This window comes from Curtobacterium sp. MCSS17_007 (assembly GCF_003234175.2).
Classification (GTDB): domain Bacteria; phylum Actinomycetota; class Actinomycetes; order Actinomycetales; family Microbacteriaceae; genus Curtobacterium.
This window is the reverse complement of record NZ_CP126257.1, coordinates 2,085,691-2,112,085: the sequence shown is the minus strand read 5'-3', so window position 1 is coordinate 2,112,085 and position 26,395 is coordinate 2,085,691. Positions and strand designations below refer to the sequence as shown.

At 72.2% G+C, this 26,395-nt stretch carries 25 protein-coding genes and 1 tRNA gene; 15 read left to right on the top strand and 11 right to left on the bottom strand.

Annotated elements, in window-relative coordinates; all coding sequences use genetic code 11:
- Positions 1-62: 62 nt before the first annotated feature.
- Positions 63-1,058, top strand: a complete 996-nt coding sequence (locus DEJ22_RS10005) for a stage II sporulation protein M (RefSeq protein ID WP_111227007.1) — start codon at positions 63-65, stop codon at positions 1,056-1,058.
- Positions 1,059-1,079: 21 nt separating this feature from the next.
- Here the strand turns inward: DEJ22_RS10005 and DEJ22_RS10000 are convergent, their stop codons facing one another.
- The 5 genes from DEJ22_RS10000 to DEJ22_RS09980 are packed head-to-tail and all read right to left on the bottom strand — an operon-like array spanning position 1,080 to position 6,793.
- The gene (locus DEJ22_RS10000) at positions 1,080-2,438 is read right to left on the bottom strand and encodes a DUF58 domain-containing protein (protein ID WP_111227006.1); all 1,359 of its coding nucleotides are present in this window, start codon (positions 2,436-2,438) and stop codon (positions 1,080-1,082) included.
- Positions 2,438-3,475 carry an AAA family ATPase gene (locus tag DEJ22_RS09995; protein ID WP_502861844.1) on the bottom strand — a complete coding sequence of 346 codons (1,038 nt, stop codon included), beginning with the start codon at positions 3,473-3,475 and terminating at the stop codon, positions 2,438-2,440. The genes DEJ22_RS10000 and DEJ22_RS09995 overlap by 1 nt, the downstream gene beginning before the upstream one ends.
- On the bottom strand, positions 3,472-4,701 hold the full coding sequence (locus DEJ22_RS09990; RefSeq protein WP_146241742.1) for a DUF4350 domain-containing protein: 1,230 nt from the start codon (positions 4,699-4,701) through the stop codon (positions 3,472-3,474). Before DEJ22_RS09990 ends, DEJ22_RS09995 begins: the two co-directional genes overlap by 4 nt.
- A gap of 23 nt (positions 4,702-4,724) precedes the next feature.
- Entirely contained in the window at positions 4,725-5,369 is a 645-nt protein-coding gene (locus tag DEJ22_RS09985) for a DUF4129 domain-containing protein (RefSeq protein ID WP_111227004.1), read from the bottom strand.
- Positions 5,351-6,793, bottom strand: coding sequence for a glycerophosphoryl diester phosphodiesterase membrane domain-containing protein (locus DEJ22_RS09980; RefSeq protein WP_181430766.1), 1,443 nt, complete (start codon positions 6,791-6,793; stop codon positions 5,351-5,353). Before DEJ22_RS09980 ends, DEJ22_RS09985 begins: the two co-directional genes overlap by 19 nt.
- Before the next feature lie 146 nt (positions 6,794-6,939).
- On the opposite strand from DEJ22_RS09980, the gene mtrA reads away from it, so the two are divergent.
- From mtrA to secA, 6 genes are all read left to right on the top strand, one after another.
- On the top strand, positions 6,940-7,617 hold the full coding sequence (gene mtrA / locus DEJ22_RS09975; RefSeq protein WP_111227002.1) for an MtrAB system response regulator MtrA: 678 nt from the start codon (positions 6,940-6,942) through the stop codon (positions 7,615-7,617).
- 140 nt (positions 7,618-7,757) lie between these two features.
- On the top strand, positions 7,758-9,332 hold the full coding sequence (mtrB, locus tag DEJ22_RS09970; protein ID WP_502862541.1) for an MtrAB system histidine kinase MtrB: 1,575 nt from the start codon (positions 7,758-7,760) through the stop codon (positions 9,330-9,332).
- Positions 9,332-11,011: an LpqB family beta-propeller domain-containing protein gene (locus tag DEJ22_RS09965; RefSeq protein ID WP_111227000.1), complete on the top strand. Its 1,680-nt coding sequence runs from the start codon at positions 9,332-9,334 to the stop codon at positions 11,009-11,011. The genes mtrB and DEJ22_RS09965 overlap by 1 nt, the downstream gene beginning before the upstream one ends.
- A 158-nt stretch (positions 11,012-11,169) precedes the next feature.
- On the top strand, positions 11,170-11,976 hold the full coding sequence (locus DEJ22_RS09960; RefSeq protein WP_111226999.1) for a ComF family protein: 807 nt from the start codon (positions 11,170-11,172) through the stop codon (positions 11,974-11,976).
- A gap of 173 nt (positions 11,977-12,149) precedes the next feature.
- Positions 12,150-12,860 carry a ribosome hibernation-promoting factor, HPF/YfiA family gene (gene hpf, locus DEJ22_RS09955; RefSeq protein ID WP_111226998.1) on the top strand — a complete coding sequence of 237 codons (711 nt, stop codon included), beginning with the start codon at positions 12,150-12,152 and terminating at the stop codon, positions 12,858-12,860.
- Positions 12,861-13,009: 149 nt separating this feature from the next.
- On the top strand, positions 13,010-15,793 hold the full coding sequence (gene secA, locus DEJ22_RS09950) for a preprotein translocase subunit SecA (protein ID WP_111226997.1): 2,784 nt from the start codon (positions 13,010-13,012) through the stop codon (positions 15,791-15,793).
- 109 nt (positions 15,794-15,902) lie between these two features.
- Here the strand turns inward: secA and DEJ22_RS09945 are convergent, their stop codons facing one another.
- Positions 15,903-16,427 (bottom strand): Rv3235 family protein, encoded by a 525-nt coding sequence (locus DEJ22_RS09945; protein WP_111226996.1) that lies wholly within the window; start codon positions 16,425-16,427, stop codon positions 15,903-15,905.
- A gap of 109 nt (positions 16,428-16,536) precedes the next feature.
- Here DEJ22_RS09945 and DEJ22_RS09940 point away from each other — a divergent pair, with 109 nt between their 5' ends.
- A complete protein-coding gene (locus DEJ22_RS09940) occupies positions 16,537-18,042 on the top strand; it encodes a sensor histidine kinase (RefSeq protein ID WP_111226995.1) in 1,506 nt (501 codons plus the stop codon).
- A 157-nt stretch (positions 18,043-18,199) separates the two neighbouring features.
- On the opposite strand, the gene DEJ22_RS09935 is transcribed toward DEJ22_RS09940, so the two are convergent.
- On the bottom strand, positions 18,200-18,448 hold the full coding sequence (locus DEJ22_RS09935) for a WhiB family transcriptional regulator (RefSeq protein WP_022904217.1): 249 nt from the start codon (positions 18,446-18,448) through the stop codon (positions 18,200-18,202).
- 258 nt (positions 18,449-18,706) lie between these two features.
- Here DEJ22_RS09935 and DEJ22_RS09930 point away from each other — a divergent pair, with 258 nt between their 5' ends.
- On the top strand, positions 18,707-19,138 hold the full coding sequence (locus DEJ22_RS09930) for a hypothetical protein (protein WP_111226994.1): 432 nt from the start codon (positions 18,707-18,709) through the stop codon (positions 19,136-19,138).
- A gap of 88 nt (positions 19,139-19,226) precedes the next feature.
- Here the strand turns inward: DEJ22_RS09930 and bcp are convergent, their stop codons facing one another.
- Entirely contained in the window at positions 19,227-19,697 is a 471-nt protein-coding gene (bcp, locus tag DEJ22_RS09925) for a thioredoxin-dependent thiol peroxidase (RefSeq protein WP_111226993.1), read from the bottom strand.
- A gap of 112 nt (positions 19,698-19,809) precedes the next feature.
- On the opposite strand from bcp, the gene DEJ22_RS09920 reads away from it, so the two are divergent.
- Positions 19,810-19,882 (top strand) — tRNA-Lys (locus DEJ22_RS09920).
- A 129-nt stretch (positions 19,883-20,011) separates the two neighbouring features.
- Here DEJ22_RS09920 and DEJ22_RS09915 read toward each other — a convergent pair.
- On the bottom strand, positions 20,012-20,662 hold the full coding sequence (locus DEJ22_RS09915) for an IMPACT family protein (protein ID WP_111226992.1): 651 nt from the start codon (positions 20,660-20,662) through the stop codon (positions 20,012-20,014).
- 83 nt (positions 20,663-20,745) lie between these two features.
- On the opposite strand from DEJ22_RS09915, the gene DEJ22_RS09910 reads away from it, so the two are divergent.
- The 4 genes from DEJ22_RS09910 (at position 20,746) to DEJ22_RS09895 (ending at position 23,005) form a co-directional block, all read left to right on the top strand.
- Positions 20,746-21,186 carry a hypothetical protein gene (locus DEJ22_RS09910; protein WP_111226991.1) on the top strand — a complete coding sequence of 147 codons (441 nt, stop codon included), beginning with the start codon at positions 20,746-20,748 and terminating at the stop codon, positions 21,184-21,186.
- The gene (locus DEJ22_RS09905; protein WP_111226990.1) at positions 21,183-21,644 is read left to right on the top strand and encodes a M48 family metalloprotease; all 462 of its coding nucleotides are present in this window, start codon (positions 21,183-21,185) and stop codon (positions 21,642-21,644) included. The genes DEJ22_RS09910 and DEJ22_RS09905 overlap by 4 nt, the downstream gene beginning before the upstream one ends.
- Positions 21,641-22,591 carry a hypothetical protein gene (locus tag DEJ22_RS09900; protein WP_111226989.1) on the top strand — a complete coding sequence of 317 codons (951 nt, stop codon included), beginning with the start codon at positions 21,641-21,643 and terminating at the stop codon, positions 22,589-22,591. Before DEJ22_RS09905 ends, DEJ22_RS09900 begins: the two co-directional genes overlap by 4 nt.
- A 201-nt stretch (positions 22,592-22,792) precedes the next feature.
- Positions 22,793-23,005 carry an SCO4848 family membrane protein gene (locus DEJ22_RS09895; protein WP_111226988.1) on the top strand — a complete coding sequence of 71 codons (213 nt, stop codon included), beginning with the start codon at positions 22,793-22,795 and terminating at the stop codon, positions 23,003-23,005.
- Between the two features lie 155 nt (positions 23,006-23,160).
- Here the strand turns inward: DEJ22_RS09895 and DEJ22_RS09890 are convergent, their stop codons facing one another.
- Together DEJ22_RS09890 and DEJ22_RS09885 are read right to left on the bottom strand one after the other, a co-directional pair.
- The gene (locus DEJ22_RS09890) at positions 23,161-23,466 is read right to left on the bottom strand and encodes a hypothetical protein (RefSeq protein WP_111226987.1); all 306 of its coding nucleotides are present in this window, start codon (positions 23,464-23,466) and stop codon (positions 23,161-23,163) included.
- A gap of 53 nt (positions 23,467-23,519) precedes the next feature.
- Positions 23,520-25,061, bottom strand: coding sequence for an amino acid permease (locus DEJ22_RS09885; RefSeq protein WP_111226986.1), 1,542 nt, complete (start codon positions 25,059-25,061; stop codon positions 23,520-23,522).
- Positions 25,062-25,176: 115 nt separating this feature from the next.
- Here DEJ22_RS09885 and DEJ22_RS09880 point away from each other — a divergent pair, with 115 nt between their 5' ends.
- The gene (locus tag DEJ22_RS09880) at positions 25,177-26,355 is read left to right on the top strand and encodes a mechanosensitive ion channel family protein (RefSeq protein WP_111226985.1); all 1,179 of its coding nucleotides are present in this window, start codon (positions 25,177-25,179) and stop codon (positions 26,353-26,355) included.
- Positions 26,356-26,395: the final 40 nt, after the last annotated feature.

Sequence of the window (26,395 nt, the reverse complement as noted above, 5' to 3'; positions counted from 1 at the left end):
GGGATCATTCTGTCGTGAGCGGGTCCCCGTGGGGACCCGGAGCGCACGATCGGGGGAGTCACGTGGACCTTGAGGCCTACAGCGCGGTGCACGGCGGTCGCTGGGACGAGGTCGACCGGCTCGCCCGCGCGCGGCACGTGTCCGGTGCCGACGCGGACCGGCTGGTCAGCGGCTACCAGGAGGTCGCGACCGACCTCGCCCGTGTCCGCGGCGTCGCACCGGCCTCGACGGTGGGCGACCGCCTCTCCCGCACGGTCTTCCGCGCCCGGCTCCGGTTCACGGGCACCCCGGTGGACCCGCTGGCCGCCGTGGCGACGTTCTCCACCCGGCAGCTCCCGGCGGCGCTGTACCGGATCCGCTGGGCGACGCTGTGGGTGGCGGCGGCGACGGTCGCGATCGCGGCGATCGTCGCGGTCTGGATCGCCGCGACCCCCGGTGCGGTGGCCACCTTCGGGACGCCCGAGGCCCTGCGGCAGTACGCGACGGAGGACTTCCAGGCGTACTACTCCGACCACGGTCTGGGGGCCTTCACCGCCCAGGTGTGGTCGAACAACGCGTTCATCGCCGCGCGCATGGTGGCGTTCGGCATCACGGGCCTCTACGTCCCGCTGTCGATCGTGCAGAACGCGGTGAGCCTCGGCGTCTCCGCCGCGATCATGCACTCGCAGGGCCGCCTCGGCGACTTCTTCCTCTGGATCGCCCCGCACGGCCAGCTCGAGCTGTACTCGGTGTTCCTCGCCGGCGCGGCGGGCCTGATGATCTTCTGGTCCTGGATCGCCCCCGGCGCGCGCACGCGATCGCAGGCGCTGGCCGAGGACGGCCGCGCGCTCCTCACGGTCGCGGTCGGTCTCGTGCTCACGCTGCTGCTGTCCGGCCTGGTCGAGGGCGTCGTGACCCGCCAGGACTGGCCGTGGCCGGTCAAGATCGGCATCGGGACCGTCGCGCTCGCCGCGGTGCTCTGGTACCAGTGGGTGCTCGGCGGTCGCGCGTACCGCGCGGGTGAGCGCGGTGACGTCGAGGAGTTCGAGCGCGGCGCGACCGCGCTCACCGCCGGCTGACGCCGCCCGTCGACCGTCCGGTCAGAGCCGCCCCGCGGCCTTGGCTCGGATGTACGCGTCGGCGACGGCTGGTGGCACGGCCGCCGGACCGCCCCGGACGACCTCGGCGCCGGCGCGGCGGGCCACGTCCCCGACGCCCTCGGCGTCGAGCAGGGTCCGTTCCGCCGCCGCCCGCCGGTAGACGTCGCCCCCGGCACCCGATCCGGACAGGAGGCGCGACACCGGCCCGTCCCGCCGCTCCGGTGCGTCGCCGGCCGGGTCCAGGGCGCCGCTCGCCATCCGCGCGACGGCCGGGTCCGCGATGCTCGTGACGACGACCGAGTGCCGCCGGGTGAGCCGGGGGAGGACCGCGAGCAGGTCGGCCGAGGCGCCGACCGAGTCGAGACTCGACAGGAGCACGACGAACGCGCGCGACGTCGTCACGGAGTCGACGACGGCCGGGACCGCCGACCAGTCCGTCGCCGCGAGCCCGGGCTCCGTGAGTGCGAGCCGTTCGCCGAAGCGCCGGACGACGTCGTTCCGCGTGGCGCCGTGCACACGGTCCCGCACGGTGTCGTCGAGCACGACCAGGTCGACCCGGTCGCCGGCAGCGGCGGCGAGGGCGCCGAGCAGCAGCGCGGACTCGATGAACGTGTCGAGACGGGGTTCGTCGTCGACCCGACCGGCGCCGGCACGTCCGGCGTCGACGACGACGACCACCCGGCGGTCGCGCTCCGGGCGCCAGGTCCGCACGACCAGGTCCTGCCGGCGGGCGGTGGCGCGCCAGTCGATCGACCGGACGTCGTCACCGCGCACGTAGTCGCGGAGGGAGTCGAACTCCGTGCCGTGCCCACGCAGCTGCAGCGTGGTCTCGCCGTCCAGCTCGCGGAGCCGGGCGAGCCGCGAGGGCAGGTGCCGACGCGACCGGAACGGCGGTGTGACGACCAGTTCGCCGGGTGCGGGGAGGACACGCTGCCGTGCGGCGAGGCCGAGCGGCCCGAAGGCGCGGACGGCCACTCCCGCGGTGGCCCGTCGACCGCGGCGGAACGGCGCGAACCGCATTCGGGCGGTCCGGCGCTCGCCGGCGGGCACGGTCGCCCGGATCCGGCGCGGCGCGTGACCGGCCGACGGCTCCCACATGTCCCGCACCACGGCGCGCAGGGCCCGGCGTCCGTCGTTGACGAGGACGAGCGTGCCCTCGGTGGTGCTCCCGCGGCGTGCGAGCCGCGGCATGCGCCGTTCGACCCGGACACCGCGCGGGTCGGCAGCGAGCAGGACGTCGAGCCCGGCGGCGAGCACCACGACGGCGTCCCATGCCACGCCGGCCCAGGCGCTGCCCAGCAGCACGGTGGGGACGATCGCGACAGCCAGGAGTGCGACGAACCGGCCGGAGACCGCCACTAGAAGGGCACCCGGACCTGCTCGACGACCTGCTGCAGCACCCCGTCGGCGCCGACGCCCTCGAGCTCGGCGTCCGCGGCGACCCGGAGCCGGTGCCGCCAGACCGGCAGCAGCATCGCCTGCACGTGATCCGGCGTGATCGCGTCGTACCCGGTGAGCCACGCCCAGGCCTTCGCGGCGGCGAGGAGCGCCGTGGCACCGCGCGGGCTCACCCCGACGCGGACCGACGGTGCCTGCCGGGTGGCGCGGGCGAGGTCGACCACGTACGCCAGGACGTCGTCGCGCGCGCCGACGGCCCGGACGGCTCGCTGGGCGGCGAGGACCTCGTCCACGCCGAGCACCGGCTGCACCCCGGCGGACCGGACGTCCCGGGGGACGAACCCGTCCGCGTGTCGGCGGAGCACCTGCCACTCGACGTCCCGCGGCGGCACGTCGAGCGTGAGCTTCATGAGGAAGCGGTCGAGCTGGGCCTCCGGCAGCGTGTAGGTGCCCTCGAACTCGATCGGGTTCATCGTCGCCGCGACGAAGAACGGATCGGGCAGCGCACGGGCCTGGCCGTCGACGCTCACCTGGCGCTCCTCCATGGCCTCGAGCAGGGCGGACTGCGTCTTCGGCGGCGTCCGGTTGACCTCGTCGGCGAGCAGCACGTTCGTGAACACCGGGCCCTCACGGAACGGGAAGGTGCCGGTGGAGGCGTCGAACACGAGCGAGCCGGTCACGTCGCCGGGCATCAGGTCGGGGGTGAACTGGATGCGCTTCGTGTCGAGCGACATCGCTGCGGCGACGCTCCGGACGAGCAGCGTCTTCGCGACACCGGGGACGCCCTCGAGCAGGACGTGGCCCTGGGCGAGGATGCCGACGATCATGCCCGACACCGCGCCCTCCTGTCCGACGACGGCCTTGCCGACCTCGGCGCGGAGCCGTCCGAACGCGGCCCGCAGCGGGTCGGGGGCGACGGCCGCCGGTGTCGTGGCCGCGCGGGTGGTGTCCGTCGGGGTCGTCTCCGTCGGGGTGTGGGCGGGTGACGGATCGGTCACGGTCGTGCTCCTCGTCGGTTGCGGTGGGACGTGCGGGTGTCGGTGGTGCGCGGGACCGGCTCGCCGGTCGCCGTGCGGACGGCGCGCTCGAGTCCGTCGACCGCAGCGGCGCCGTCGACGAGCGCGCGGTCGTCGGTGGTCGGGCCGCCCACGAGGACGGCGCCGACCGCGGCGTCGGAGCGACCGGTGGCGCGGGCCGCTGCGCGGACGACCTCGTCGACGTGGGCACCGCGGGGGAGCCCGAGGCGTCGTCCGATCCGGCGGAGCGCTGCGAGCCGCAGGGTGTCCAACGCGTGCGTGCGGTCACGGGTCCTGGCGTAGAGCCGTGCGCGGCCCTCGGTGGTCTCCGAGGCACGGACGACGACGGGCATCCGCTCGACGACGAGGGGCCCGAGGCGGCGGCCGCGCCAGACACCTGCGGCGACCGCGACGAGCGCGAGCAGCAGCAGCGCGCCGGGCACCCACGGCGGGGCGAGTGACCCGATCGTGGGAGCAGCGTCCGGCGAGGACGGCTCCGGGGTGTACCAGACGAGCCGGTCGCCGGACCCGAGCAGGTCGAGTGCGAAGGCGGCGTTCCCCGCGGTCGTGATCGTGTCGTTGCGGAACGCGGCGATCGTGCCCACGAGGGTGACGTCCCCACCCGGGGTGGCGGTGCGCACGATCCCGGCGACGCGGTCGTCACCGCTGCCGGTCTGCGCGCAGAGGTCGGTGTCCGGCGGGACCGTTCCGCGCTCCGGCGGACCGTAGCCCTGTCCGGTCACGGTGACGCGTTCCGCGGCGGCCGCTGCCGGCACGGCGCAACCCGTGGTGGACACGGTGTCGTCGCCGAGGACCGGGCCGGTGGCGACGACGTCGAGACCGAGCGCGTCGAGCGCAGCGGCGTCCGTCGACAGCAGGACGACGTGCGCGGCGGACCGGCCGAGGCGCCGGGCGACCGCGGCGTCGAGCGCACCGGCCGAGTCGTCGACGAGCACGGTGGCGTCGCGGAGGCCGTCGGCGTCGAGCTCGTCCACGCGGTCGACCACCTCGACCCGCGTGCCCTGCTCCGTGAGCACCCGCACGAGCGCCTGCGCACCGCTCGCCGTCGCCGATCGCGGGTCGAGCGGTTCGCTCGTGGGCCCGGAGGACGACTGCACCGCCGCCGTGAGCCCGGCGAGCAGCAGCCCGACGAGGACGATGACGACCCAGAAGGCCACCCGGCCCGTGCGCCCGGTGCCGCGGTCCACGGGCGCGGGGACCGTCGTGACGGTCACCTCGGCACCGCCGGCGCCGCGGGGCGCGCGGTGCGCACGGCGGCCTCGGTGTCGAGGACCGCGCGCGCGGTGGGCTCGTCGGCGTCGACGCCGAGGTACCGCACGTCGTCGAACGACCGCGCCGCCTGCTCGATCCGCTCCGCCCGGTCCGGGAACCACGGCGCCGCGCGGCCCGCGACGGACCGCGCTGTCGCCCCCGGCACCTCGCGCACGAGGTCGCGTTCGCCGAGCCCGCGCGCGAGGGCCCGGTAGCCGTCGAGCACCGCCGCGGACCAGTCGCCCGCGCGCAGGGCGGCCCGGGCGGCGTCGCCGAGCTCGCGTGCGGAGCGCAGGTCGTCGTCGTCGAACACGCTCCCGTCGTCCGATCGCGCGGTGCGGGACCGCCGACGGGGCAGCCCTCGGGCGACGACCACCAGCACCACGACGGCCAGGAGCACGACGACGGCGATCCAGAGCACGGACTGCCCGAGCGCGGGGGAGTCGAGACCGCCCGGCCGGAAGGACCCGAGCCACTCGAGCAGGTGCCGCGAGGCCCGGTCCCACCAGGTCGCACGGGCGCCGTCGTAGTCGGAGCGCTCGAGTTCGCGTTCCAGCAGCCGACGCGCCTCGTCCGGACCGAGCGTCACGAGCCGCCCGGCCACTGCTGGTCCGGTCGCTGCGGCGCATCCGGCCACGGCGCTCCCGGCGCCGGCGGCGACCACTGCTGTGGGGCCCCCTGCTGGCCCGGCCACGGCTGCCCGGGCCACGGCTGCCCGGGCCACTGCTGGCCGGGGCCCTGCTGCCCGGGGCCCTGCTGCCCGGGCCACGGCGCTCGCCCGACGACCGGTGCCGGCGCGAACGGGTCCGCCGGCTGCCCGGTCTCGAGGTGCGCCGCGATCCGCTGGTCGAGCGCCTCGGTGCGGATGCGGCGGTCGATGGCGAGGAACGTCAGCACCGATGCGCTCAGCACGTCGGTGAGGCACTGCACGGCGATCGCCAGGAGCGCCCCGAGGACGATCGCCACGACGGCTCCCACGCCGACGCCGGAGGCGGCACCGGTCTGGCCGAGCGGGTCGAAGGTCCCGACGGCCAGGAGCGTCCCGAAGGTGAGCGGGACCGAGGCGACGGACCCGGCGACGCCGAAGGCGACCGTCACGAGCAGCATGATGCCGAAGGTGCGCCAGAACGCGCCGCGGGTGAGCCGCCACGACTGCGCGGCGGCGGAGAAGACGCCCCGCCCCTCGAGCACGATCGTCGGCACGGTGAACGCGAACTTCGTCACCAACCAGGCGATCACGACCACGGCGCCGAGGGCGAGCAGGAAGAAGGCGCCGACGAACCCGCCGATGCCGGCGCGTCCCGCCGCCAGGCCTCCTGCGATGCCGACGGCGAGCCCGCCGAACACCGCTGCGAGGACGACGCCGGCGACGAGCTGCAGCAGGATCCACGCGACGACCGACCACCGGCGACCGGCGAGGAGCGACCAGAGCCCGCGGAAGCTCGCGCGCCGACCGAGCACGCGCTGCCCGGTGTCCGCCGCGACCGGCGCGACGAGGAACGCCCGGCCCAGGTACGCCAGGAAGGGCAGGCCGGCGGAGAGCACGAGGAAGAGCGTGACGGTGCCGGCGAGGACGTCGTCCGCTCCGCTGCCGCCGGCGTCGACCGCCGAGGTCATCCGCGTCTGCAGGGACTGCTGGCCGAAGGTGCTCGCCAGGGTCGCGAGGAGTCCGAGCACACCGCTCAGCAGCAGGCTCCAGAGCAGCAGGACGCGTGGGTTCCGGCGGAACACGGTGAACGCGCCGGCGAGCACGTCCCCGAAGCCGAGCGGCCGGAGCGGGACGGCCGGTCGCTGCACCGGCGGCCGCTGCTGCCCGTGGCCGGGGCCGCCCGGGCCCTGCCACGGCCGCCCCTGCTCTCCGGACCAGGGCTGCTGTCCGGGCCACGGCTGCTGTCCAGGGTCGGCCTGCCGGCCCGGCCACGCCTGCTGACCCGACCACCCGCCGGGCGCGGGCTGCCCGGCACCGTGGGACGGGCCTCCCGTCCGGTCGTCGCCCCCACCGGAACCCGGAACCTGCCAGTCGGACATCGCCGCCCCCTCGTCGTGCACCCGTCGCGCAGCGGAACGCGCGACCGATCCCATCATGTCGCAAGAACCCCGCTCGACGGGTGCTCGGCTATCGTGACCGTGGGTGCCGGTCCGGCACCACCGCCCGCCACACGGAGCCCACGCACATGACACCGCGCATCCTCGTCGTCGACGACGACCAGGCCCTCGCCGAGATGATCGGCATCGTCCTCCGTTCCGAGGGCTACGAGCCGGAGTTCAGTGCCGACGGCAACGACGCCGTCGAGACGTTCCACGACACGAAGCCCGACCTGGTGCTCCTCGACGTGATGCTGCCCGGCATCGACGGCATCGAGGTCTGCAAGCGCATCCGTGCCGAGAGCGGCACGCCGATCATCATGCTGACGGCGAAGGGCGACACCGCCGACGTCGTCGCCGGTCTCGAGAACGGTGCCGACGACTACGTCGTGAAGCCCTTCAACCCGAAGGAGCTGGTCGCGCGGATCAAGACCCGGCTGCGCCCCACCGCCGGGGGCGACGCCTCGGTGCTCCACGCCGGGGACCTGACCGTCGACGTCGCCGCGCACGAGGTCCGCCGGGGCGACACGGTCATCGCGCTCACCCCGCTCGAGTTCGACCTGCTCCGGGCGCTCGCCGAGAAGCCCAACCAGGTGTTCACGCGCGAGATGCTGCTCGACCAGGTGTGGGGCTACCACTACAAGGCGGACACCCGTCTGGTGAACGTCCACGTGCAGCGGTTGCGCGCGAAGATCGAGCACGACCCGGACAACCCGCGGATCGTGACCACCGTGCGCGGCGTCGGCTACCGGGCCGGAGGAGCCTGAGCACCGTGCCGCCGGGTGGCACGGGCGGCCACCCGGCGCCGCGACCGGCCGGGCGGGACCCCTTCGGACGCGGGCGTGCCGCCCGCCTCCGCCGCCGCCTCCGTCGCTGGGCGCGCCGCGGCTGGTACGCCGTCGCCTGGTTGTGGCGACGGTCCCTCATGGTGCGGTCGGTCGCGATCACGGTGGCGACGAGCGGCCTGGCCGTGGTGATCATCGGCACCGCGGTCATGATCAGCATCTCGAACAACGTCTACGCGCAGCGTCGCGACCAGATCGAGGCGGAGTCCGCGCGGGCGACCGTCGTCGCGCAGGGCATCTTCGACGCCGCGACGGAGGCCGAGGACAACAACCAGACCGAGCTCGAGACACTGCAGAGCGAGGCACAGGAAGCGATCCTGTCGAACACCACCAGCCCCGGCGGGACGAGCATCGCGATCGAACGCACGCCGGGACAGTCGAGTCCGCAGACCCTGCAGAACCTGGCGAGCTCCGGGTTCCCGGACGCGGTCATCACCGACGCGCTCCGACGCGAGGTCGCGAAGGACACCGGGCGGCTCAGCCTGCAGCCGGTCCAGCTCGAGGACGGCGGTCGGCGGGAGCCCGGTCTCGCCGTCGGATCGGTGCTGCACATCCCGAGCGCCGGCCAGTACGAGCTCTACATCGTCTACGACCTGGCGGACTCGCAGCAGACCCTCGACTTCGTGTCGCAGACCCTGTCGATCGGTGGCGTCGCGCTCATCGTGCTCATCGCCCTGGTCACGTCGCTCGTGGTGCGCCTCGTCGTCGTGCCGATCCGCGGTGCCGCCGAGACGAGCCGCAAGATCGCGGCCGGTCGACTCGACGAGCGCATCCCCGTCCGCGGGCACGACGACATCGCGATCCTGGCGCGCAGCTTCAACGACATGGCCGACGCGGTCAGCCGGCAGATCACGCAGCTCGCCGAGCTCTCCCGCGTGCAGCAGCGCTTCGTCTCCGACGTCTCGCACGAGCTGCGCACGCCGCTCACGACGATCCGGCTGGCCGGCGACGTGCTCTACGACGCGCGGCACGCGTTCGAGCCCTCGGTCGGCCGCTCCGCCGAGCTCCTGCACGCGCAGGTCGAACGGTTCGAGCTGCTGCTCGCGGACCTCCTCGAGATCTCCCGCTACGATGCGCAGGCCGTCCAGCTCGACACCGAGCCCGTCGTGCCGGCCTCCCTCGCGGCGGACATCGTCGAGGAGTTCCGACCCCTCGCCGAACGCGCGTCCATCGACCTGCAGCTCGCGACCCCCGGCGGGCACACGACGATGCAGCTCGACGCGAAGCGCATCCGGAGGATCCTCCGGAACCTCGTCGGCAACGCCATCGAGCACGGCGATGCGAAGCCGGTGCAGGTCGTCGTCGACAGTGACGCGCGCTCCGTGGCGATCGCAGTCCGTGACCAGGGGGTCGGCATGCCGCCCGAGGACGCCGCCCGCGTGTTCGACCGCTTCTGGCGGGCGGATCCGAGCCGCAAGCGCACCATCGGTGGGACCGGTCTGGGCCTCGCGATCTCGCTCGGTGACGCGAACCTGCACGGCGGCCGCATCGACGTGTGGTCCCGGCAGGGCGAGGGCTCCACGTTCGTGCTGACCCTGCCCCGCGGCGAATCGCTCGGCACCGCCACCTCCGCCATCCCGCTGCCCGAGCTCGACGAGTCGTACGACGGTCCCCGTGCCGTCAGGGAGGACCGCTGATGCGCACGAGACTCCGCACCGCCGTCGCGACGGCACTCGCCGCCCTCACCGTCGTCGCGCTCACCGCGTGCGCCGCGATCCCCACCGGCGGTGGCGTGCGCACCGGGCAGTCGATCAAGGACGAGTCGATCTCCGGGTTCGACTACCGTCCGGACAGCCCGGTGGCCGGAGCCGACCAGACCGCCGTCCTGCGCGGCTTCGTCGCGGCCGGCACCGGTGCACAGGACGACTACGGCATCGCGCGCGAGTTCCTCGCGAAGGACTTCGCCGACGAGTGGAACCCGCGTCGCGGTGTCACCGTGCTGCAGTCGAGCGGAGCGGTCGAACGGGTCGCCGACCGTGAGCTCACCTACACGCTCACCGCCAGCGCCACGGTCGACGCCGACGGTGAGTACACGCAGGCGGTGCGTCCGACCACCTCCACCCTGACCTTCCAGTTCGTCCGCGAGGACGGCGAGTGGCGCATCGCCTACGCGCCGGACGGCATCATCCTCACCCCGGTGAGCTTCGAACGGATGTTCCAGCAGCACGCGCTGTACTTCTTCGACCCCACGCACCGCTACCTCGTCCCCGACGAACGGTGGTTCCTCGCCCGCTCCTCGACGAGCACGCGCATCGCCAGCGCGCTGCTCGCCGGCCCGTCCGGGTGGCTCGAGGGAGCGGTCGTCTCCGCGTTCCCCGAGGGCACGCAGCTCTCGCTCAACACCGTGACGATCGAGGACGGCACCGCACAGGTCGACCTGACCAGCGACGCCCTCCGCGCGAGCGACGACGACAAGGCGCGCATGCGCGAGCAACTGCTGCGGTCGCTGGCCTCCGTCGCGTCCGTCTCGTCGGTCGACATCACCATCGAGGGCGCGACCTTCGCCCGACCCGAGCAGGGCGGCGCCCAGGCGAAGACGAACCCGGACGTGGACCCGCGCCCGCTCGTCGAACGCGACGACCAGGTCGGCTACGCGTCGACCAACGGCAAGGTGGCCGCGCTGGGGGACGGCGCGAGCGCGACGATCGCCTCGCTCGACCCGTCCGCGTTCTCGGTCTCCGCGTCCGGCACCGTCGCCGCCGTGGGGAACGACAGCGGTGTCGTCGTGGTGCGCGGTCGGGACGCCCTGCGCATCGACGCGACCGAGGGACTGATCGCACCGTCCATCGACGACCGCGGCTTCGTCTGGGTCGCACGCGGCAGCGACACCGGGCTCGTCACGGCGTACGGGCTCGGTGGCGATCCGCACCAGGTGCGCACCACCCTGCCCAGCGGTGAGCTGGTCTCGTTCCAGGTCTCGCGGGACTCCACCCGGGCGCTCGCGCTCCTGCGCACCGCGGACGGGCCGGCCCTGTACGTCATGGCGATCACGCGGGAGGCCGACGGCACGCCGACCCGTCTCGGACCGCCCGTCCGGGTCCAGGCCGCTTCGGGGACGGCGGTCGGCGCGGCGTGGGTGAACGACAGCGACGTCGTGTCCGTCGGCCGGGTCGACGCCGACACCGAGGTGGTCCGCTCGACGGTCGGTGGACAGTCGACGCCCCTGCCGACCCCGGACGGCACCGCGACGGCCGTCACCGGTGGCAGCGGGGCGTCGATCCTGCTCCGTGCGTCCGACGGGAGGGTGCTGCAGTCGACGGGCGGTCGCTGGGACACGACGGGCGTCTCGGCGGACGTGCTGGGCACGCAGCGCTGAGGGGACGGGCTCCGGCCCGGGACCACTCGTGCCTGCCCAGCGGGCCCGAGCGCTCGCCCGGTACTCCCCGTCCCTGCACAGGTGGTCCGACCGGGAGGCCCGTCCACCGTCCGTCGCGACGCCCGCCCGGACGCGCGGTCGGCCCCGATCATCGGAGCGTGACGAATCCACCGACCCCCGACGCCGACCAGCCCGGCCGTCCCCGATCCGCCGGCACGCCGCGTCCTGCCGGCACGCCGCGTCCTGACGGCACGCCCTGGCGGGACGCACTGTCCGCGGTGCTCGGGCTCGTGCTGCCGGTCGCCTGCGTCGGGTGCGGCCGTCCGGACCGCCCGGTCTGCGCGTCCTGCCGGTCGGAGCTGGACGCGCGGCCGGTCCGACGCCGCCTCGTCGCCGGCGTCCGACTCGATGCGGCCTTCGCGTACGAGGGCCTGGTCCGTGCTCTCGTCCTCGAGCTCAAGCTCCGGAACCGCACCGATCTCGCGCCGGCGCTCGCCGCCCGGTTCGGTGCGCTCGTCCGCGGGGCGCTCGACGAAGCCCCGGGAGCGCTGCTCGTCCGGGTGCCGGCGTCGCGTGCCGGTGCGCGGCGACGGGGGTTCGACCCGGTCGTGCTGCTGCTGCGACGGTCCCGCGTGGGCTGGCCGTGGCATGCGTCGTCGCGGTCTGCCGCGGCGCGTGCGTCCCTCCGGCGCGGACGACCACCGGGACCACGACCGGACGCGACCCGGAGCTCCCGGACCGGCACGCGCCCCTCGGCGCGACACGGTCAGAAGGAGCGCGGCGCCCTCGAACGCGTCGAGGCGACGGTCGGCACGCTCCGCGCCTCCGGGGTCGCCGGCCGCGACGTGGTGCTCGTCGACGACGTCGTGACGACGGGCGTCACGATGGCCGAGGCCGTCCGCGCCGTGCGTGCCGCCGGCGGCCGGGTGGTGCGGTGCGTGGCGCTCGCCGAGGTCGAGGAGTGAACCGGCAGGGGCGCCTGCACGGACGGCCGGTGACGCCTGGGTGTCCGGTGGGTGTCCGCGACGACCAGCCGACGCGTGGTGACGCCGCTCGGGCAGGGGGTCTAGCCTCGCGGCAAGGCGTCCGGGATCGCCGGATGGAGGCGACGCGCCGAAGTACGGATGGGAGCCGCCACATGGACGTGACGATCACGGGCCGGAACGTCGGGGTCACCGATCGATTCCGCACCTACGTCGAACAGAAGTCCGAGAAGATCGACGTGCTCGCCGACCGCGCCCTCGCATTCGAGGTGCGCCTCAGCCGCCACAACGAGAAGTCCGGCGGCGCCCAGGGCGAGGACCGCGTCGAGCTCACCCTGATCGGCCCCGGGCCCCTCGTACGGGCCGAGTCCGCGGCGTCGGACAAGTACGCCGCCTTCGACCTCGCGTTCGCGCGGATCACCGAGCGCCTGCGACGAGCGCGCGACCGGCGCAAGGTGCACCGCGGTCGCCACCGTCCGACCTCCGTCGCCGAGGCGGCCGGCACGGGCTTCGAGCACATGGACGTCACACCGGCCGACGGCCGGCTGATCGAGACCGTGGCGACCGGAGCGGTCCCGGTCGTCGAGGAGCAGCACGACGAGGACACCGAGGTCTACTCGCCGGTGGTGATCCGTCACAAGGTCTTCAACGAGGCGCCGATGACCGTCGACGACGCGCTCTACCGGATGGAGCTCGTCGGGCACGACTTCTACCTCTTCGTCGACGCCGAGACCCGACGTCCGAGCGTCGTGTACCGCCGCAAGGGGTGGGACTACGGCGTGATCGGCATCGAGGACGCCGTCGGTGGGTCGAGCGCCGCGACGACGGAGGACGCCGAGGCCTCCCGGTCCGGGGCCATCGCCTAGTCGCGAGAGCACCCGGGAGCGGGTGTGCGCGGTCCCGACCGGTCCGCGCACACCCGCTCCGCTCCCAGCGGGGGGTTCCGACAGGTTGCTAGCATGACTGGCTGTTCGGATCGCGCAGGTCGCGCGCGACGACCCCGTAAGGAGCTCACGTGGCAAACGTGCTGGAGAAGGTCCTCCGCATCGGCGAAGGACGCACCCTCCGTCGGCTGAAGGCGTACGCCTCGGCCATCAACGACCTCGAGGACGACTTCGCGAGCCTCACGGACGAGGAGCTCCAGGACGAGACGAAGGAGCTCCGCGAGCGCTACGCCAACGGGGAGTCCCTCGACGACCTCCTGCCGGAGGCGTTCGCGGCGGTCCGCGAGGCCGCCAAGCGCACCCTCGGCATGCGGCACTTCGACGTCCAGCTCATGGGCGGCGCGGCCCTCCACCTCGGCAACATCGCCGAGATGAAGACCGGTGAGGGCAAGACCCTCGTCGCGACGACCGCCGCGTACCTCAACGCGATCCCGTCCCGCGGTGTGCACGTCATCACCGTCAACGACTTCCTCGCGTCGTACCAGTCCGAGATCATGGGCCGCGTCTTCCGCGCCCTCGGCATGACGACCGGCTGCATCATCGCGAACCAGTCCCCGGCCGAGCGTCGGGAGCAGTACGCCGCCGACATCACCTACGGCACGAACAACGAGTTCGGCTTCGACTACCTGCGCGACAACATGGCGTGGCAGGCCTCCGACATGGTGCAGCGCGGGCACTACTTCGCGATCGTGGACGAGGTCGACTCGATCCTGATCGACGAGGCCCGCACGCCGCTCATCATCTCGGGCCCGTCGTCGGGCGAGGCGAACCGCTGGTTCACCGAGTTCGCGTCGATCGCCACGCGCCTCATCCCCGGCGAGGACTACGAGGTCGACGAGAAGAAGCGCACCGTCGGCGTCCTCGAGCCCGGCATCGAGAAGGTCGAGGACTACCTCGGCATCGACAACCTGTACGAATCGGCGAACACCCCGCTCATCTCCTTCCTGAACAACTCGATCAAGGCCGTGGCCCTGTTCAAGAAGGACAAGGACTACGTCGTGATGAACGGCGAGGTGCTCATCGTCGACGAGCACACCGGCCGCATCCTCATGGGCCGTCGGTACAACGAGGGCATCCACCAGGCGATCGAGGCCAAGGAGGGCGTCGAGGTCAAGGCCGAGAACCAGACCCTCGCGACCGTCACGCTGCAGAACTACTTCCGCCTGTACCAGAAGCTCTCCGGCATGACCGGTACCGCCGAGACCGAAGCGGCCGAGTTCATGTCGACGTACAAGCTCGGCGTCGTCCCGATCCCGACCAACAAGCCGATGCAGCGCATCGACCAGACCGACCTCGTCTACAAGAACGAGAAGGCCAAGTTCGAGCAGGTCGCCGTCGACATCGCCGAGCGCCACGAGAAGGGCCAGCCGGTCCTCGTCGGCACCACCAGCGTCGAGAAGTCCGAGTACCTGTCGAAGCTCCTCGCCAAGAAGGGCGTGAAGCACGAGGTCCTCAACGCGAAGAACCACGCGCGTGAGGCCGCGATCGTCGCGCAGGCCGGTCGACTCGGTGCCGTCACGGTCGCCACGAACATGGCCGGCCGCGGTACCGACATCATGCTCGGCGGCAACTCCGAGTTCCTCGCCGTGCAGGAGATGCACGCCAAGGGCCTGTCCCCGACGGAGACGCCGGAGGAGTACGAGGCCGCGTGGGACGACGTCTTCGCCGAGATGAAGCGCACCGTCGAGGAAGAGGGCGACAAGGTCCGCGAGGCCGGCGGGCTCTACGTCCTCGGCACCGAGCGCCACGAGTCCCGACGCATCGACAACCAGCTGCGCGGTCGTTCCGGTCGTCAGGGCGACCCGGGCGAGAGCCGGTTCTACCTGTCGCTCACCGACGACCTCATGCGTCTGTTCAACTCCGGCGCCGCGGAGAGCCTGATGGGCCGCTCGAACGTGCCCGACGACATGGCGATCGAGAACAAGCTCGTCAGCCGTGCGATCCGCTCCGCCCAGGCGCAGGTCGAGGGTCGCAACGCCGAGATCCGCAAGAACGTCCTGAAGTACGACGACGTCCTGAACCGTCAGCGCGAGGCGATCTACAGCGACCGCCGACACATCCTCGAGGGCGACGACATCAACGACCGTGCGCAGTCGTTCCTCAAGGCCGTCATCGACGACGTCATCGACACCCACACGGGCGAGGGGTCTCCGGACGACTGGGACCTCGACGCCATGTGGACCGAGCTCGGCACGCTCTACCCGATCTCGATCTCGATCGACGAGGTGATCACCGAGGCCGGCTCGAAGGGCAAGGCGACCCGCGAGTTCCTGGGCCGCGAGATCCTGTCCGACGCCAAGCTCGCGTACCAGAAGCGCGAGGAGATGCTCGGCGAGGAGGCGATGCGCGAGCTCGAGCGTCGTGTCGTCCTCTCGGTGATCGACCGTCGCTGGCGCGACCACCTGTACGAGATGGACTACCTCAAGGACGGCATCGGCCTCCGCGCGATGGCGCAGCGCGACCCGCTGGTCGAGTACCAGCGCGAGGGCTACGCGCTCTTCCAGAGCATGATGGGCCAGATCCGCGAGGAGTCGGTCGGCTACCTGTTCAACCTCGAGGTCCAGGTGCAGTCGGACGGGGACAACGCCGTGATCGAGGCGAAGGGTCTCGGCGAGAACGAGGCCACCGGTCTCGAGTACTCGGCGCCGTCGATCGACGGCGAGGTCGAGGTCCGCGACGAGCGCGGCCGTCTCGAGCAGGCAGCCACGGCTCGCGCGCAGCGTGCGCAGGCCGAGGCGGAGGCCGAAGCGGCAGGTCCGGAGCAGGGTTCCGCGTTCGGCAGCGCGGCCACGGCCTCCGGTCAGGCAGCTGCCGGCAACCGCGCCGAGCGTCGCCAGGCCGCCAAGAAGGGCTGACACAGGCCGTCGGCCGCCCGGCGGGCGTGACCGGCAGCGGATGCTGCGATCCACGGACAGGAGGCGCGGTGCCATCGGGCACCGCGCCTCCTGTTGGTCCACCGCTCGGTCAGAGCACCCCGACGGTGGTGGCGCGCCACCGACCCTGTCGGAGTTCGAGCCGCAGGGCCACCGCCCGCGCGTGACTGCGGGTGTGCACGACCACCGCAGCCTCGGCGATGCCGGGCGCGGGGCGGCAGACCTGCACACTGCCGACCTGCAGCAGTGGTCGAGCGCGCGACCGTTCACCCAGTGCTCGCGCCCGCGCGGCGACGGCGGCGCGTTGCAGCAGGTGCCGCTGGACGTCCTCCGTGATCCAGCGTGCGATGCTGTCGACCTCGCGGCCGCCGGTGAGGACCTCGACCACACAGAGCCCGAGGGCGCGCGCGATCGTGGCGACGTCCGGCTGCACGTCGTCGTCTGCGCGCCGGTCTGCCGGTGCTGTCGGCTGTGCGGCGACGACGGCCGCTCCCGCCGCCGTGGTCACCTCGTCCGGCGCTCCGTCCGCCACACTGCCCGGCAGCACGGCGAACACGCGCGGTGTCGGGTCCGTCTCGCCGTCGTCCGCGATCCGTCGTGCTTCTCCTGCCGCCATGTCCCCTCCGCACCCGAGCGTACGGACGGATTGAACATCTGAAATGTTGATGACGCGGTGCTGTGGAGGAGCGGCGTTGTCCACAGAGCAGCGCACCTAGACTTGCCGGGTGTCGACCCTCAGTGACCTCGTCCTCGCGCAAGGCCGTTCCTCCGAAGCAGACGTGGAGTGGCTCCACCTGCTCGTGGGGGACTGGCAGCTCCTCGCCGACCTGTCCTTCGCCGACATGGTGCTCTGGGTGCCGACGGCCGAGGAAGGCTCGTTCGTCGCCGTCGCCCACGCCCGGCCGAGCTCGGCCGCGACGCTGTTCTACCGCGACATCGTCGGTCAGGAGATCCGCGAGGAGTGGCGCGACCAGGTCACGCAGTGCTTCGCGACCGCCTCGGTCGTCGACTCCGCGGAACCGGACTGGTACGAGGACACCCCGACCCGTGTGCGTGCGATCCCGGTCCTCCGTCGGCTCACCACGAACAGCACGGAGACCACCGAGCGCCCGATCGCGGTCGTGACCCGGCACTCGAACCAGGACGAGATGCGGACGCCGAGCCGCCAAGAGCTCAACTTCACGGCGAGCGCGAACGACCTGTTCGGCATGATCGCCACGGGGGACTTCCCCGACCTCGGCGCCCCGGCCGGACCGCGTCGCGGTGCTCCCCGCGCGAGCGACGGCCTGCTCCGGCTCGACACGAACGGCACGGTGACCTTCGCCAGTCCGAACGGGCTCAGTGCCTTCAACCGCATGGGCTTCGAGGGGGAGCTCGAACGGAAGTCCCTCGCCGAGGTGACGACCGAGCTCATCGGCGCGAAGCTCGACGTCGACGAGTCCCTGCCGCTCGTCGTCACCGGGCGCGCACCGTGGCGCGCCGACGTGGAGGCGAAGGGTGTCACCGTGTCGCTCCGGTCGATCCCGCTGCGCGACCACGGGGAGCGCATCGGCGCGATCGTGCTGTGCCGCGACGTCACCGAGCTCCGGCACCAGGAGCGCGAGCTCATCACCAAGGACGCGACGATCCGTGAGATCCACCACCGGGTGAAGAACAACCTGCAGACGGTGGCCTCCCTGCTGCGCATCCAGGCGCGGCGGACCCACTCGGACGAGGCTCGGACGTCGCTGCAGAACGCCATGCGCCGCGTCGCCGCGATCGCCGTCGTGCACGACACGCTGTCGACGGGTCTCAGCCAGAACGTCGACTTCGACGAGGTGTTCGACTCGGTGCTGAAGCTCGTCACCGAGGTCGCTGCGTCGCACAACACGACCGTCCGTCCGAAGAAGACCGGCGAGTTCGGCGTCCTGCCGTCCGAAGCCGCCACCCCGCTGGCGCTCGGGCTCACCGAGCTCGTGACGAACGCCGTCGAGCACGGCCTCGACGGGCGTGACGGCGAGGTCGAGATCGTGGCGAACCGCTCCGACGACCACCTCGACATCCAGGTGCGCGACAACGGCGTGGGCCTGCCGGAGGGCAAGGTCGGCTCGGGGCTGGGCACGCAGATCGTCCGCACGCTGATCCAGGGCGAGCTCGGCGGCACGATCGACTGGCACACGCTCACCGGCAGTGGCACCGAGGTCACGATCACGATCCCGTTCCGCTGGCTCACGGCGGCCGGCGCCGCGTAGTTCGAGGCCCGTGCGGTCGGGCTCGCGAGCGGTCGCCGTCCGCGGCCCCCACCGGCACCACGCACCTGAGCCCAGCGCACACACGACGACGCCCGTCGCTCCCGGGGGAGCGACGGGCGTCGTCGTGTCAGCTGCGCGGTGTCAGGAACGCACGGTGTCAGGAGGCGCGGCGGGCACGGGCGGCGCGGCGCTTCAGCGCACGACGCTCGTCCTCGCTCAGGCCGCCCCAGACGCCGGAGTCCTGGTTGTTCTCGAGCGCGTACTGCAGGCACATCTCGGTGACCGTGCAACGCGCGCACACCGACTTGGCCTTCTCGATCTGGTCGACGGCGGGTCCGGTGTTCCCAACGGGGAAGAAGAGCTCGGGGTCCGCGGTGAGGCAGGCTGCCTGGTCACGCCAGTCCATGTGTGGTGCTCCTTGATGTCGATGCTCGAACGGCAGGCCGGGGCCGCGGCTCGGGGATCGGAACGCTGGCATGCACAGGGCACGAGGGGAACCTGTGGGGGAGGCTTCCGCTGGGAGCGAGTCTGACGCCCGCTGAACGCTCGGGGGAGAAGCGTCGAACCGCGGGAGACGCACACCACATCGTGCCGTCCAAACGACCTCCAATATCGTTCCATACTGGTAGGGCCAAATCAAGGGTCCCGATGCTGGAGGCTTGCTGTGCCCGACACCACCCCGACCGGTCCGGAACCCACCTCAGGGCGCGCACCGGCCGTCCTCGCCCTGCTCCTCGTCGTCGGACTCGAGGCCCTCGCGCTCGTCGCCGTCACCGTCGTCCTGCTCGTGGAGTCGGTCGTCGCTCCGTCGTCGAGCATCGCGTCCGCGATCGCCCTCACCCTGCTCAGCGCCATCGCGGCCCTGTGGCTCGTCTCGCTCTTCGTCGGGCTCCGCCGACGTCGCCCGTGGGTGCGCTCGGGGATCATCGTCTGGCAGGTCCTCCAGGGCGCCCTGGCGATCGGTGCCTTCCAGGGCGTCTTCCGCGTCGCGTGGGTCGGGTGGGTGCTCCTCGTCCCGGCCCTGCTGGGGCTCACGCTGGTGCTGTCGCGCGCGGTGACCGGCTGGCTCGTCCCGCGCGACGCACGCGACGAGTAGGAGCGACCACACGCGGACGGGAGGCGCGCTGCCGGCTGGCAGCGCGCCTCCCGTCCGTCGTGGGTCGCGGTCGTCGCCCGGTCGCCGATCAGACCAGGCCGAGCTTCTTCCGCAGGCTGGCGACGTGGCCGGTCGCCCTGACGTTGTAGAGCGGCAGCTGCACGCGGCCCTCCTCGTCGACGACGATCGTCGAGCGGATCGTGCCCGTCACGATCTTCCCGTAGTTGTTCTTCTCGCCCCAGGCGCCGTACGCCCGGTGCACCGCGAGGTCCGGGTCGCTCAGCAGCGGGAAGGTGAGTGCCTGCTCGTGCTGGAAGGTCTTGAGCTTCGCCTGCTCGTCCTTCGAGACGCCGAGCACCTCGTAGCCCGCCGCCTGCAGCGACGACATGTTGTCGCGGAAGTCGCACGCCTCGGTGGTGCAGCCCGGGGTGGACGCCGCCGGGTAGAAGTACACGATGACCTTCCGCCCGCGCAGGTCGGCGAGGCTGTGCTGCACGCCGTCCTGGTCCGGGAGGGTGAAGTCGGGGGCGGTGTCGCCGGCGGCGAGACGGTCCGTCATGGGGCTCCTTGAGGTTCTTGTGCCCGAGTGGTCATGAGCACGCGAAACCCATGCTATTGTTGTTTCCCGTTGCAGCACGGAAGTGCGAGAGCGACAGACAACTGCACACCATGCGCCTCTAGCTCAATTGGCAGAGCAACTGACTCTTAATCAGTGGGTTCTCGGTTCAAGTCCGAGGGGGCGCACCGCGAAGGCCCGGTCGGATCACTCCGACCGGGCCTTCTCCGTTCCCCGGCGCCGCTCGGATCGGGCGACACGCGCGGAGTGCGTCCGAGCGTCGGATCCGTTCGCCCGGATCTTCCGGTGCCGGCTCGTCAGACCGTCGGGACGTCGACGACCCGTGCCGGGCCGACGACCGGCTGCAGTGCGCCGGCCGACGCTGCGGCGAGGTCCGCGCGCAGCGCCGCGAGTCCGGCCTCCGGCACCCAGAGCGTGAACCCGACCGCGCTGCCGTAGCTGGGTTCGTCGAACGTCGCCCCGTGCTGCGGGACCCACTGGCGCAGCAGGTTGTCGATGCGCCCGGCGTCGGCGTGCGGGGCCCTGACGTCGACGCGCCTGAGCTCGACCCGACGGACCGTCGCGGCCAGGTCGAGGGCCGCTGACACCGAGGTCGAGTACGCCCGGACGAGTCCGCCGGCGCCGAGCTTCACACCGCCGAAGTACCGGGTGACGACGGCGACGACGTCGGTCAGCTCGCGGCGGCGCAGGACCTCGAGCATCGGCACTCCGGCCGTGCCCGAGGGCTCGCCGTCGTCGGACGACCGGGCCTGGTCGCCGAGGACGCCCGTGACCATGGCGCTGCAGTTGTGCCGGGCGTCCCAGTAGCGCCGCCGGACGTCGGCGATGACGCGGTCGGCGTCGTCGACACCGCTCACCGGGGCCACCGTCGTGACGAACCGCGACCTCGTGACGACGATCTCGTGCTCGACCGTGCGAGCGATGGTCGACGGGAAGGTGCGGCTCACGCGGTCGAGGGTAGCTGCCGCTCGTCGGTGGGCAGCGCTACCATGACGAGCACCGCCGGCGACTGGGGAGGAGTCCGATCGACATGACGACCGCGGATCCCAAGGGCGGCGCGCTCGACGCGTCCGAGCTCGCCCGCCGGCTCAACCTGCTCCTCGACTTCGAGGAGTCGCAGCGTGGCGCTCCCGTGCCGTTCGCGGCGATCGAGGAGTACGTCGCTGCGCAGGGCGGATCGCTGTCGCGGGCGAAGTGGACCTACATGCTCTCCGGTGACGGCCGTCGCAACCGGGACACCGGGCTGCTGCGTCTGCTCGCCGGGTTCTTCGAGGTCGACGAGCGCTTCCTGCTCGAGGACAGCGCCGTCCCCGAGCGCATCGGCGCGCAGATCGAGCTCGTGCGCGCGCTCCGGTCGGCGCGGGTGAGCGGGTTCGCAGCGCGGACCTTCCCCGGCGAGTTGTCACCGGAGGCCCTGCGGCGCATCGCCCAGGTGCTCGAGGAGGAGTCGGCACGAGGGGGAGCGGCGTGACGGACGCGTCGGTGGAGGCCTTCTGGGCCCGTGGGGTGGCCGAGGGGTGGTCGGACGTCGACCAGGCCGTCGCGGCCGCCTCCGACCACGTCGGCAAGCCCGTCGTGGTGCGCGAGGAGTCGTTCCTCAGCACCGAGCCGGTGTGCGGCTTCGTGGCCACGCTCGAGCACCAGCACCTGGTGATGATCTCGCCGACGACCTCGGACACGTTCCGGTCGTTCGTCATCGGGCACGAGCTCGGACACGTGCTGCACCGGCACCACGAGCAGTCAGCGCAGTCGGCGTACGTCCGCGACGTGATCCCCGACGTGCCCGAGTACAAGGTCGAGCGGGCCCTCGCGCGTGGGCTGTTCTCGAACGTCTACGAGCACGAGGCCGAGCTGTTCGCCGACCGTCTGGCCGCCCTGATCCGGTCGAACCGTGGCCGCCCGAGCGCGTTCCGTGGGGTCTTCGGGTGATCGTCTCCGTCGCGATGGCGGTGGTCCTCGTCGTCGGGACGGTCGTGCTGTTCCGCCTCCAGCGCGGGCAGGACCGCACGTTGGCGGTGACCTTCCTGCTGTTCACGGCGACCATCGTCGCGAACGTCGACCCGCTGTACCACTGGCTCGATCCACTCGTCGGTGGGCGGAACGTCGTGACCCTCGTCAGTGACTGCCTCATGGTCGCGGGGACGAGCACGCTCCTGTGGGGCGTCGCGAAGGCCGTGGGGGCCGCGCGGGCGTGGCTCCGCACCGCGATCGTCGTGGTCTTCGCGGTGGTCGTGGTGGTGGTCGTCACGGCGTTCGTGGTGCTCGACAAGCCCGCGACGACCACGACCTTCATGCTCGTCGCGGGGCACCAGCCGGCCGCAGCGGTGTACGCGATCGCCCAGACCGTGTACCTCGGCGCCGCCGTCGCCGCGACCGGCGTCATCTGCCTCATGCGTCTGCGCGACGCACGCACGGCGGCCGATCTCGTCGGACTGTGGGTGATCGTGCTCGGCGGTGTCCTCGGCGTGGTGCGCATGGTCGTCGTCGTCGTGATGGACCTCGCCCACGTCGCCGGACGCCTCGACGTCACGCGGACGCTGTCGCCGCCCTACGACGTCATGACACCCGGCGCGGTGCTGTGCATGGCCTCGGGCATGCTGCTGCTCGTCATCGGGCACCAGGTGGCGCGTCGACGACGTGCGCGCGGGTTGGACGACGCACTGGCGGCCCTGGCGCCGCTCCACGCCCGCATCGGCACGGACAACGCCTACCCGGCCTCGGGCGACACCGCGACCCGTCTCAGCCGGACCATCGTCGAGATCAACGACGGTGCCAGGCGGTCGCGCCGACAGCTCGACGCCGACGAGCGCGCCGTCCTCGCCGCAGCCGAGGACGCGCTCGAGTCGGCGCTCCGCGAAGCTGCGGACACCGCCTGACCCGTGCCCCTCCGACAACGGATCGATCACGTTCCCGAGCAGTGCTCGACGACCGGCGTCCGCTCCGTGTAGAGTCTGTAGCACGTGCTACACGACGCGATCGTCGTCGTCGCGCACGCCGGGGAGGTCTCGGCCGCGTTGGGGGCGGCCGAGCACCCCCGGGCTCCAGGCCGCGCTCCCGCCGCTGTCTAGACTCGGTCCGTGAACGTCTTCGCCGCCATCGTCCTGTTCGTCGCCGCCGTGTTCAACGTCGTGACCTGGCCGCGGTTCTTCCAGCGGGTCGCGAACGACGCCCGCGCGCGCGACGCCGCGGGGAAGCCCACGACCTTCTACACGGTGCACCTCGTGCTGCTGCTCATCGCCTTCGCGATCGCCCTGGCCGCGGTCGTCGCGGGGGTCCTGCTGCTCCTCTGACGCATCCCGCGCGTCGCGTGGTGACCACCCCGGCGCGGGCGCGAGACGCCCGCGTACCACCGAGACGCCGCCGGACCTGGCGGCGTCCCGTCGCGGGAGCGGCGTCGCACACCGACACCGGCGTGGCGCGCCGACGCCGGCGTCTCGGACGCACCTCAGGAGGCCGGCGGCAGCGGCGCCCCGAGCGCCCGCTCGAGCGCGAGCCGTGCCACCCGCTCGTCACTCGTGTCGAGGAGGACCCGGAAGGTCTCGTCCTCGCACACGAACTCGACGCAGACCGCGTCGAAGTCGCACGGCTCGATGCGCCACCCACGCGCCCGGTCGACGGGCACCTGCACGACGCCGTCACGCTCGAAGCTGGTCTCCGCCCGCACCGTGTGGTCGTAGACGCGGATGCGTCCGGAGGTCCCGCGCCACGTGAGCTGCAGGTCGAGCGTGGGGGAGACAGAAGGGTCCGGCACGCGCCGATCGTACCGGCGCGCACCGGACCCTGCCCGTTGCGTGGTGTGCGGGATCAGCCGCGGCGGTCGTCCGTCCCGTCACGGCGGACCTGGGCGGCCGGGTCGCGGACCCCGATCGGGTACGGCCCGGTGACGCCCTCACGGAGCGCCGCGATGCGGAGGATGCGGTCGCGCTGCAGGAACCACCCGACGATCAGCAGCGGGATGATGACCACGAGCGAGGCGATCGTGTACGTGCCCACCGGGTAGTCGATCGCCATGAGCACGATCACCGAGGCGAGGAACGCGAGCGTCAACCACGACGTCACCGGAGCGCCGGGCAGCTTGAACGACGGCTCCTTCGCGAGCCCCTGCTTCGCCCACTGCCGCAGCTTCATCTGGCAGAGGATGATCGTCCCCCACGCGGTGATGATGCCGAGGCTGGCGACGTTGAGCGCGATCTCGAACGCCTGCTTCGGCACGAAGTAGTTGAGCGCGACCCCCGCGACGGTGAACGCCGCCGTCAGCAGGATGCCCGCGTAGGGCACGCCGCCCTTCGACATCTTCGTCGTCCACTTCGGCGCGGAACCGTTCATGCCCATCGAGTGCAGGGCGCGACCGGTCGAGTACAGCCCCGCGTTGAGCGACGACAACGCGGCGGTGAGCACGACGAAGTTCATGATCGACCCGGCGACGACCCCGACCTGCGGGTTGCCGAGCGACGAGAAGAACGTCACGAACGGGCTCTGGCCGTCCTTGTACGAGGTGTACGGCAGGAGCAGGGAGAGCAGGACGACCGACCCGACGTAGAAGACCGCGATGCGGAACACGACCGAGTTGATGGCGCGGGGGATGACCTTCTCGGTGTCCTGGGTCTCGCCGGACGCGGTGCCGACGAGTTCGATTGCCGCGTAGGCGAACACGACGCCCTGGACGACGAGGACCGCGGGCAGCACACCGTTCGGGATCAGTCCGCCGTTGTCGGCCCAGATCGAGAAGCCCGTCCGGACCGCCTCACCACCGGTCTCCACCGGGAAGGCGAAGACCAGCCAGACGAGCGCGATCACGAGGAACGCCACGAGTGCGGCGACCTTGATGAGCGCGAACCAGAACTCGAGCTCGCCGAACACCTTCACGGCGACCATGTTGGCGGCGAGCACGACGACGAGCGCGATGAGCGCGAGGAGCCACTGCGGTGCCGCGGTGAAGGCGCTCCAGTAGTGCAGGTAGAGCGCGACCGCGGTGGTGTCGACGATCGAGGTCATCGCCCAGTTGAGGAAGTACATCCACCCCGCCGCGTAGGCGAACTTCTCACCGTAGAACTCGCGGGCGTACGAGATGAACGACCCCGACGACGGACGGTGCAGCACGAGCTCACCGAGCGCCCGCAGGATGAAGAACGCGAAGACGCCGGCGACCAGGTAGGTGACCGCCAGGGCCGGTCCGGCCGTGTTGAGGCGTCCGCCCGCGCCGAGGAAGAGTCCGGTGCCGATGGCCCCACCGATCGCGATCATCTGCAGTTGCCGGGGCTTCAGACCGTGCTGGTAGCCCTCCTGCTCGTGCGAGAAGTCGTTCGCGGGCGTGCGGGACACACCCGTGTCGTTCTGCGCTGTCATGCGCGCCAACCTACATGCGCGCACGCCCCGGGGTGGAACGGAAGTCCACCCTGAGCGACACCACAGGTGTGCCGACGCTGAACGCGCAGCACGACGGCTCCGACAGCATGGGGGGATGGACACCCTCCTCCGACTCCTCGTCGCGATCGGGATCGCCCTGCTCGTGACGGCCGCCGCCGCCCTCGTCCTGCACCTGGTCCTGCGCGCGATCGCCCGCCGGGAACGGTGGGCCGCGGTGCTGTCCCGGCGCACCAAGCACCCCGCACGGACGATCCTGCTCATCGCGCTGCTCTGGACGGCCTTCACGTCGACCATCCCGCACGACGACGAGGCGTACCCCTGGCGCGACGAGGTCTCGCACGCCTTCCTCATCGCCACGATCGCCGTCGGCTGCTGGCTGGCGTGCCAGATCGCGATCTTCCTCGAGGACCTCGGGCTGCACCGCTACCGCGTCGACGTGCCCGACAACCGGGTCGCCCGCCGCATCCGCACCCAGGTCCTCATCATCCGGCGGCTCACGGTCGCCGTGCTCGTGATCATCGCGGTGGGCGCGATCCTCCTGACCTTCCCGGGCGTCGAGGCAGCCGGTGCGAGCGTGCTCGCGTCCGCCGGGCTCATCTCGGTCGTCGCCGGCCTCGCCGCGCAGTCCACCCTCGGCAACGTCTTCGCCGGCATGCAGCTCGCGTTCTCGGGGTCGATCCGCGTCGACGACGTCGTCGTGGTCGAGCAGCAGTGGGGACGGATCGAGGAGATCACGCTCACGTACGTCGTCGTCCACCTGTGGGACGACCGGCGCTTCGTGCTGCCGTCGACGTACTTCACGTCGACGCCGTTCGAGAACTGGACCCGCACGGGCAGCGAACTCCTCGGTGCGGTCGAGTTCGACCTCGACTGGCGGATCAGCCCGACCGAGATGCGCGAGGAGCTCGACCGGATCCTGTCGACCTCGACCATCTGGGACGGCCGCACCAAGGTGCTCCAGGTCACCGACGCGGTGAGCGGGCTCGTGCGCGTCCGCATCCTGGTGTCCGCGCCGGACGCGGGCGGGTTGTTCGACCTGCGCTGCTACGTGCGCGAGGAGATGGTCGAGTGGGTGCAGCGCGAGCACCCGGACGCCCTGCCCCGGCAGCGCGTGCAGGTCACGCAGGGTACCGATCGCGTCGGCAAGCGCCGTCCGCGCACCGAGGAGCAGGACGCCGCGCTGTTCCGCGAGGGTGACGAGCGCACCGCACTCTTCACGGGTCCGATCCAGACCTCGGGCATCCGGCCGGAGGACGTCCCGCCCGAGCGCTGACGAGTCGCGGAGCCACCACACGACGGACGGGAGGCGCGGT